The following is an 8,802-nucleotide window of genomic DNA, read 5'->3' as shown; positions in this document are numbered from 1 at the left end:
CCCCCGCGCGCGTAGGCACCGAGGCGGTCCGCGTAGGCCGCGCAGCCCTCGCTCGCCGTTCGTGTCGCGCTGACATGCGCCTGGAGGTACGCCTGCTTGAGGCCCTCGCGCGCCCGGCTCGCCAGGACCCGGGTGCCGTTCGCGTCGAGCCCGAAGAGTACCGCGACCTCGCTCGGCGACTCGTCCTCGACCTCCGTGTGCCAAAGGACCGCCTGCCAGCGCTCGGGCAGGCTGCGGAAGGCGCGCACCGCCATCGACTGCTCGGCCTCGTGCATCGCCAGTACGTCCGCGCCGAGGTCGACGGTGTCTTCTTCGGCGCCCCCGACACGTGCGGCCTGTGTCGCGAACACCGCGAAATCGTCCACCAGTTGCTCGCGCCTGGCCGTCTTCGTCCAGTCGGCGGCAACCCGCCGCACCGTCGTCAGCAGGTAGGCGCGCATCGCGTACTCGGGGCCCGCGCCGCGCCGGAGCGCGGCGAGCGTGCGCGCGAAGACCTCGGCCGTCAGGTCCTCGGCCGTGTCCCGGTCGCGGCAGCAGGTGCGGGCGTAACGCCGCACCCCGTCCGCGTGCCGCCGGTACAGCTCCCCGTACGCCGTCTCGTCGCCGCCGCGCGCCCGGTTCAGCAGGTCGCCGTCACCGACCGCCGGGTGCCCGCCCTGGCGCGGCACGTACGCCCGGGCCTCGTCCCGATCCGTACCGCCGCCGCTCTCGCGCCCGCCGCGCCCCTGCCCGGGCACGGTCTCTCGCGCCGGGCTCCCGACGCCCTCCGTGCCGCTCCCCGTGTCCCCCGCACCGGTCCGTGGCTCGGACCGGTCCTTCTTGCTCACCGCGACTACGCCCCCGTACCGACACCAAGATCCGGACTTGAACACAGAGTCGCACGGACCGGGACATGGCGGGAGGGGTGAGGAGCCGTCCCCCGGCCCCTCGGTACTGCCCCTGAACTGCGCGAACACCGATTCGCATCGGGTCCCGTTCCTCACTCGAACGGATGAATGTGCGAAGCGGCGCGGTGACCCCTGAGGCGGTACGACCGCTCCCCGGGGCGCACCGCGCGGCCGCGCGAGGTGCCCTCACTCCAGAGGGCGGCTGCGCAGCCCTTCGAGGAGTATGTCGAGCAGCCGGGTCGACGCCGCCGCCTGCTGGTCCGGATCGGGCAGCGCGGGCGCCGCCGTGGCGATCACGAGGAGGATGTCCGAGACTGTCACGTCCTCGCGCAACTCACCCGCCTTGCGGGCCCGTTCGACGAGTCTGCCCACGACGTCGAGCAGTACGGCAGCCCCGGAGTCCTCGGCCAGGGGCGTCGTACCGACCCCGTCCCCGAGCGCCCCGCGTTGCGCCGGCACCCGCTGCGCGTCGGTGGCACCACCGGCACCCGGGAGCAGGCGTGCCGCCCAGCGCCGTACCCGCGCCGAGTCCCGCCCCCGTTCCCCCGGCCGGAACGATCCGCAGCACCTGCGGTGGCAGCAGCCGTCCCGCGCCCGAGGCCACCGACATGCGCAGGAACCGCGCGAGGGCCGACCAGGGCTCGTCCTCCTGACCGAGTGCCGAGCGGGCCTGCTCCGTGAGCCGGGCCGTCTCCTCCTCGGCGATCCGCCGCACCAGGACGTCCTTGCTGGGGAAACGCCTGTACACCGTCCCGACGCCCACCCGCGCGCGCCGGGCCACGTCCTCCATCGGCGCGCCGTAGCCCAGCTCGCCGAACACCTCACGCGCCGCGCGCAGCACATGCTCCAGATTCCGTTGCGCGTCCACGCGCAACGACGCGGTCCGCGAGGCGGCCCGTACCCCGCGCGGTGCCGGGGCCCCGCCCCGGAAACCCGCCGCGGAGCCCGCCGTCACCGCCCCCGGAGTGATCCGTGCCGCCGGCCATTGCGCATCCCGTATCTCCATGCTGTTCCCCCGGTCATGGGGTCTCCCCCCCGGAAATCCCCTCAGCTGCGGCCGGAACGTGAGGAACGGTCCGTTTCCCCGGGAGCGCGCCCAAGCCGCTCCGGCGACTTACGAACATAGTTGAGTGCGGGGCAATTCAGAAGGGTCCCGTTCCGGACAGAAAACACCCCGGGCCAGGCACGCCTCGGCCTCTTGTCCCGCACTCCCGGCCACCCCATCCGTACCACCCGCGCCGACCTGCGGGAACACTGACTTTTCCAGCTCTTCACGTCTCCCATAAGGCATCTGATAGCCAGTCATATGAATTGCGGGGCCTGTGGACAAACCCGAAGTGCCGTTGCCTCATGGGGTGGTGAAGGAACCCGTGCGCATTCTCGTGATCGGCGGAGGTCATGGCGGCACCTATACCGCGCTGCGCCTGGAGCGCCTGCTGCGCGCCACCGGGGCGCCCCGCGCCGAGGTCAGCCTCGTCACGCCGGAGCCCAGCCTCACCTACCGGCCGCTGCTCGCCGCGGCGGCGGCGGGCACCCTCTCCCCGCGCCACGTCCTCGTCCCGCTCCGCCGCGTCCTGCGCACCACGACCCGGCTCCTCCTCGGCGAGGCCGCCTCCCTCGACCTGCCCGGCCGGGCGGTGTACATACGTACACCGGCTGGACCCGAAGAGGCCCTTTCGTACGACGAACTCGTTCTTGCCCCCGGCAGACCCCGCGTGCCCCCGCCGCCTCACGCGCTCCCGCTCCACGACCTCGCCGACGCGCTCGCCCTGCGTTCGCACGTCCTCGCCCAACTCGACCTCGCCTCGTCGACCCGCGACGCCGCCGTGCGCGAGGCCGCGCTGTGTTTCGTCTTCCACGGCGGCGGCAGCGCGGGTCTCGACGCGCTCACCGCCTTGCGCGCCATGGCCGAACGCGCCCTCACGCACTACCCGGGCCTGTGCGCAACGGACCTGCGCTGGGTCCTCGCCGAGCCCGGCGAACGACTGCTTCCCGACACGCCGGAGGACATCGGTACCCACGCCGCACGCGCGCTGCGCCGCATGGGCGTCGAAGTGCGGCTCGGCGCCTCCCCGCGCACGTTCCGTCCCGGCCTTCTCGTACTCGACAACGGCGAATCCCTCCCCACCCGTACCCTCGTCCACTCGCGCCGAGCGCCACCAGCGCCCCCGGCGCACCACCCCACCCCCTCCTCACCACCCCCGCGCTTCCACTCACCCCGGACAACCGGCTGCGCTGCGCCCCCGACCTCACCGTCCCCGGCACCCCGCACCTCTGGGCAGCCGGAGACGCCGCCGCCGTCCCCGCCACCCCCGGCACCGATTGCGCCCCGGACGCCGAACACGCCCACAACCAGGCCGAAACCCTGGCCGACAACCTCGTCGCGACCCTGCGCGGCGAACCGACACGCCCGTACGACGGGAAGAACGAGGAGCTGTACGTGGCGCTCGGCCCCCACGACGGCCTCGCGCGCCGCCACGGCCGCACCCTCACCGGGCGCCCCGCCACGCTCCTCCTGCGCGCCCACCACCTCAGCCGTCTGCCCACCGCCCGCCACAGAGGCCGCGTCCTCACCGAATGGGCCCTCGCCGCGCTCTTCCCGCGCGAGGACGTCGCCCTCGGCGCACCCGCCACCGAACCACGCGAACCGCCCTGACCCCGGCCGGCCACCGCACCGGAAACCGTTCCCGTCCCTCCGGTCACCCGCGAGCCGCGATCGGCCCGAAAGCCCCTGGCGCAAGCGCACCACCCCCGCGCACGCACGGACACACACCACCCCGGGAGCGCCCCGCGCAACCCGAAAGCCGGGCGACCCCGCCGAACCGGAACTCCCGGTGAGCGCCGTCCGTCTGAGGGGTGACGGAGGGGGCCCGACCCGTCCGGAACCCCGCGCCGTGCCCTGCCCACCCTCTCCGGTGTTCGGTACCTTCACAGGCTCCGGACACCACCGGCCCCGCACCGGACCGGCACCGTCGCCCGCACCCGGAGCGACGGCCGCCGCCCACCGCACCCGCACGATGCACGACGACCCCGACACCACGAGGCGAGACTCGGTGAACTTCACGCGCTGGAGCGCCCGGCTTCCCGGCACGCAGCGTCGCGCCGCCGCACGGACCGACCGGGGCGCCGTCCCCGCGGCCCGCGCGCGGGAGCACGGCGAAAGCCCGGCCGACAGCGTCCCGGAACCGGCATCGCCGGCCCCCACCGTCGACCGGCTGCCCGCCCGCGAACTCCTTGAGCACGCCCCGGCCCTCACCGCCCTCCTGCACGGCCCCGACCACCGCCTCCTCCACGTCAACGAGGCGTACCGCACCGCCTTCGGCGCGCCCCCGGACGAGGCCGACGGCACCCCGGCGCACGAAGCACTCCCCGAACTCGCGGAACTCGGCCTCCTTCCGCTGCTCGACCAGGTCCACCGCTCGGGCCGCCCCCGCACGGTCAAGTCCCGCAAGGCTCCGGACGGCCGCAGCTACACCTTCACCTGCGCTCCCGTCCGCGTACCGGCCGAGGCCCCGGACAAACCCGCCGACACCGCCATCCTCGTTTTCGCCACCGACGTCACGGACCACGCCGAGGCCGCCGAACGCCTCCGGGCCAGCGAGCGCAGCCAGCGCGAGACCGCCGTCACCCTCCAGCGCTCCCTGCTCCCACAAGAACTCGAACAGCCCGACGACCTGCGCATCGCCGCCACCTACCAGCCCGGCGGCACCGAAGCGGCGGTCGGTGGCGACTGGTACGACGTGATCACCCTCGGCGGCGGACGCACCGCCCTCGTCATCGGCGACGTCATGGGCCGCGGCGTACGGGCCGCCGCCGTCATGGGCCAGCTCCGTACCGCCGTCCGCGCCTACGCGCGCCTCGACCTGCCCCCGCACGAGGTCCTGCAACTCCTCGACGGCCTCGCCGCCGAGATCGACGCGACCCAGATCGCCACATGCGTCTACGCGGTCCACGACCCCAACGAGGGCAGCCTCGTCTACGCCTCCGCCGGGCACCTCCCGATCCTCGTCCGCGACGAGAACGGCGTCATCCACCGCGCGGAAGAACCCACCGGCCCCCCGCTCGGCACCGGCGGCTGGCTGCACGCCTCCGGCTCGGTGCCCCTCACCCCCGGTTCCACCGCCGTGCTCTACACCGACGGTCTCGTGGAGCGCCGCGACCAGGACATCGACCAGGGAGTCTCCGCCCTCGCCGACGCCCTCGCCGGAGCGAGCGGCACCCCCCAGGTCATCTGCGACCGCCTGCTCCGCGCCCTCGGCGTCACCGCCGCGCACGACGACGACGTCGCGGTCCTCGTCGTGGAGCACCCGGCCCGCGACGGCTCGGACGCCGACCTCTTCCGCAACGCGACCCTCGAACTCCTCGGCGGCGTCGAGGCCACGCCCCGCGCCCGCGCCTTCGCCACCGGGGTGCTCAGCAGCTGGCGGTGCCCGCCCGAGCTCCACGACATGGGCGTGCTCGCCGCGAGCGAACTCGTCGCGAACTCCCTCCAGCACGGCGCCCCACCCATGCGCCTGCGCCTGCGCCGCACCGATCGCCGCCTCATCGTGGAGGTCACCGACGGCGACGACCACCTCCCGCGTCGGCGCCGCGCCGAGCCCGCCGACGAGGCGGGGCGGGGCATCGCGATCGTCGCCCACGTCTCCTCGGCCTGGGGGTGCCGGCGCATCCCCGGCGGCGGCAAGGCCGTCTGGTGCGAGTTCGCGCTCCCGTCGAAGCGCCCGCCCGCCGGCTCCTGAGCCACCGGGACCAGGCCCGCAAGCGGCCCGCCCTGGCAGGCCGAGCCCGGTCCTCGTCCCGGCGCGGGTCAGATCGCGGCGGGCGCCGGGTTCTCACCCGTCGTGCTGGACTCCCGCGCGTCCAGCGGGAGCGGAGCCGCCTCCGCGGCGGGTATCAGCCCGCCTTCCGCGGCGGCGCTCTTCGCGACGACCCGCGACTTCGCGCCGTAGGGGCGGTCCTGCGCCGCGGTGAGCCGCGGTCCGATCCGCAGCGCGAGCACAGTGATGACCAGCGAGAAGAGCAGGAAGGTCAGGATGTACGGGGTGTGCAGCGAAGCCGCCATCGGGCCCCCGACCGCCGGGCCCACCGCCAGCGCGAGCTGCTTGACCAACGCGAACGCCGAGTTGTACTGCCCGACCATGCCCCCCGGCGCCAGGTCGGCGACGAGCGGAGCCACCGTCGGCGAGAGCATCGACTCGCCGAGCCCGAAGAGCCCGTACGTGGAGATGAACGCGGCCGTCGCCATCGCCTGACTTCCGTGCCCGAGCCCGGCGAAGCCCGCGACGGCCCAGGCGAAGGCCCAGATGAGCCCCACGAGCGCGATGACGCGACTGCGCCGCCGCCGCTCCACGAGCCTCAGCACGGCGAACTGCGCCACGACGATCACCGCGGTGTTCGCGGCGAGAGCGACACCGAGCGTCGAGGCCGAGACCCCGGCCGCCTCCACGCCGTACGCCGCGAGCCCGGAATCGAACTGCCCGTAGCAGGCGAAGAAGATCACGAAGCCGAGGACGGACAGCTGCACCATCGCCCGGTCCTTGAGCAGCGAGCGCATCCCCCGCTTGTCACCGTCGCCGGTGGGCACGTCCTCGCTGAGACCACCCGCGTGCGGGAGGCGCGTGCTCGCGGCGATCGCGGCGAGCACGAGGAACATGACCGCTTCGATCGAGAAGAGCAGGACGAAGCTGGACGGGTCGTGCTCGTCGACGAGCTGTCCGCCGACGAGCCCGCCTATGCCGAGGCCCAGGTTCTGGAGGAAGAACTGCGTCGCGAAGGAGCGCGTCCGGGTCTGCGGCGTCGAGCACCACACGACCATCGTCGCGAGGGCGGGAGCCGTGACGGCCGTACCGGCACCGAGCAGCGCGGCCGAGGCCAGCGCCGAGACCTCGTTCGTGGAGAGACCGAGCGCCATCGCGCCGGCGGCCGAGAGCAGCGAGGCGACGACGAGGACGGGAAGCGGCCCGCGCCGGTCGATGGCACGTCCCACGAACGGAAGCACGACCAACGCGGCGACGGCGAAGACGGCCAGGACGAGCCCGGCCGCTCCTGAGCCGAGATCCCGTGTCTGCGCCACGTAGACGTAGAGGAACGGAACCGTGAACCCGATGCCGAACGCGCTGAGCGCGCTGCCGACCTGGATCCTCCGCATGGCCATGCTCAGTGCCCTGGTCACTTTCACCTGCCTTAGGTCTCAACACTTCGAAGCTAAAGTTTCGAGTTGAAGAGTACATCCTCAAGGACTTCAATGCCAAGCCGGGGCGTGCGATACTCGGCGCCATGGGCGATACGACCGGCCCCCCTGAGCCGACACTCGAAGAGCAGATCGCCGCGTACCAGCGCGAGTACAGCGATCTCGACCCGCAGGTGGAGCAGATCGTCTCGGCGCTCGGCCGCCTCAACCGCCGCATGAACGTCGCCTACGGACGGCAGAGCGCGCAGCTGAACATGAGCAACGCGGACTGGGAGGTCGTGAAGGCCCTCGTCCTGTCGGGGCCGCCCTACCAGCTCGGTCCCGGCGACCTGGCGAAGCGCCTCGGTCTCACACCGGCGGCGATGACCCACCGCATCGACCGGATGGTCGCGGAGGGCCTGGTCACCAGGGACCGTGATGAACAGAACCGGGTACGGGTCATCGTGGAGCTGACCGATGAGGGGCGGCAGAAGTGGCTGCGCTCCATGAGCCTCGCCTCGGCCTTTGAAGAGGACCTTCTCCAGGACCTCTCCTCGGGCGAGCGCAACATGCTCGGTGGCATGTTGACCCGTCTCCTCCGCCGGGTCGAGGAGACCCAGCCGGACGCGGGCGGCCGGCTCAGCGACCTCGACTGAACCGCTCGACCCCCGCTGAACTGCTCAACTCCCGTCAGGACGTGCCTGGTCCGCTGCCTCACCTTCTTCTCCGCCCCGGGTTCTCGTCTCGCCTGGCATGGCCGACGCGACCGGGGGTACGAGGAATACAGCGACGCTGTGGCTGTGGTCGGGGTCACGTTTGACATCGGCTGATCGGGTCCGTAGGGTTCCACGAGTTGCCACGGAGCCGTAACAACTTCGTAGCAGCCATCTCGCCGCGCGAGCGGCACACTCCATCTTTGATCAGCAAGGCTTCCCGCATGGGAAAGTCTTCGGGCTACTCATTTCTTTGTGCTGCCCGAATTCTTTTCCCGGTCGGCTCGATTATGAGCCGGGACGAGAATCCACTACTGTTCAGGACGTCGGAACGGACCGGAAACGGCCGGGAAGACAACCCCGACCGACGGGGAATCAGAACCGCGAGGATCTGCTAGAGTCGGAAACGCCGGAAGGGAAACGGAAAGGCCGAAAGGCCGGGCCGGGAACCGGAAAAGCGCCGAGGAAATCGGGCCCGAGAGAGTCTGATAGAGTCGGGAACACGAAATACCGAAGGGAAAACGCCCGGAGGAAAGCCCGAGAGGGTGAGTACGAAGGAAGCGTCCGTTCCTTGAGAACTCAACAGCGTGCCAAAAGTCAACGCCAGATATGTTGATACCCCGACCGAGAGCCTCTTGTGGCTTGAGGTTGAGGTTCCTTTGAAACACAACACAGCGAGGACGCTGTGGACCGGGGGGATTATTCCTTCCCCTGGTTCCGCTCTCGTGGTGTCTCCCGATTACGGGAAAACATTCACGGAGAGTTTGATCCTGGCTCAGGACGAACGCTGGCGGCGTGCTTAACACATGCAAGTCGAACGATGAACCGCTTTCGGGCGGGGATTAGTGGCGAACGGGTGAGTAACACGTGGGCAATCTGCCCTGCACTCTGGGACAAGCCCTGGAAACGGGGTCTAATACCGGATACTTACCATCTTGGGCATCCAGGGTGGTGGAAAGCTCCGGCGGTGCAGGATGAGCCCGCGGCCTATCAGCTAGTTGGTGAGGTAATGGCTCACCAAGGCGACGACGGG

The 8,802-nt window shown here is 71.6% G+C and carries 5 protein-coding genes and 2 pseudogenes; 4 read left to right on the top strand and 3 right to left on the bottom strand.

All coding sequences use genetic code 11. The features are described 5' to 3' along the window. Both SSBG_RS13185 and SSBG_RS13180 read right to left on the bottom strand, forming a co-directional pair. On the bottom strand, positions 1–827 hold an 827-nt coding region (locus SSBG_RS13185), incomplete at its 3' end, for an RNA polymerase sigma factor (protein WP_037871417.1). 246 nt (positions 828–1,073) lie between these two features. Then, positions 1,074–1,755, bottom strand: a pseudogene (locus SSBG_RS13180) (TetR/AcrR family transcriptional regulator). A 454-nt stretch (positions 1,756–2,209) separates the two neighbouring features. Between SSBG_RS13180 and SSBG_RS34630 the strand changes: the two are divergent. The 3 genes and pseudogenes from SSBG_RS34630 to SSBG_RS13170 form a co-directional block, all read left to right on the top strand. Continuing rightward, a pseudogene (locus SSBG_RS34630) lies at positions 2,210–2,968 on the top strand (FAD-dependent oxidoreductase); the annotation flags it as partial. Positions 2,969–3,327: 359 nt separating this feature from the next. Then, positions 3,328–3,543: a hypothetical protein gene (locus SSBG_RS34625; RefSeq protein WP_234010788.1), complete on the top strand. Its 216-nt coding sequence runs from the start codon at positions 3,328–3,330 to the stop codon at positions 3,541–3,543. Between the two features lie 397 nt (positions 3,544–3,940). Continuing rightward, positions 3,941–5,626: an ATP-binding SpoIIE family protein phosphatase gene (locus SSBG_RS13170; RefSeq protein ID WP_037871415.1), complete on the top strand. Its 1,686-nt coding sequence runs from the start codon at positions 3,941–3,943 to the stop codon at positions 5,624–5,626. Positions 5,627–5,694: 68 nt separating this feature from the next. On the opposite strand, the gene SSBG_RS13165 is transcribed toward SSBG_RS13170, so the two are convergent. Continuing rightward, complete coding sequence (locus SSBG_RS13165) at positions 5,695–7,041, bottom strand: MFS transporter (RefSeq protein ID WP_037869670.1); 1,347 nt, start codon at positions 7,039–7,041, stop codon at positions 5,695–5,697. A gap of 122 nt (positions 7,042–7,163) precedes the next feature. Between SSBG_RS13165 and SSBG_RS13160 the strand changes: the two genes are divergently transcribed. After that, positions 7,164–7,712, top strand: coding sequence for a MarR family winged helix-turn-helix transcriptional regulator (locus SSBG_RS13160; protein WP_008746631.1), 549 nt, complete (start codon positions 7,164–7,166; stop codon positions 7,710–7,712). Positions 7,713–8,802: the final 1,090 nt, after the last annotated feature.

The sequence above is a fragment of the Streptomyces sp. SPB074 genome (assembly GCF_000154905.1).
Taxonomy (GTDB): Bacteria; Actinomycetota; Actinomycetes; order Streptomycetales; family Streptomycetaceae; genus Streptomyces.
This window is presented reverse-complemented; position numbering and strand designations above follow the sequence as displayed.

Excerpts from the sequence above, each read along its gene's own strand:
- SSBG_RS13160 (WP_008746631.1), top strand. The coding sequence starts at position 7,164 with ATGGGCGATACGACCGGCCCCCCTGAGCCGACACTCGAAGAGCAGATC.
- SSBG_RS13165 (WP_037869670.1), bottom strand. The coding sequence starts at position 7,041 with ATGGCCATGCGGAGGATCCAGGTCGGCAGCGCGCTCAGCGCGTTCGGC.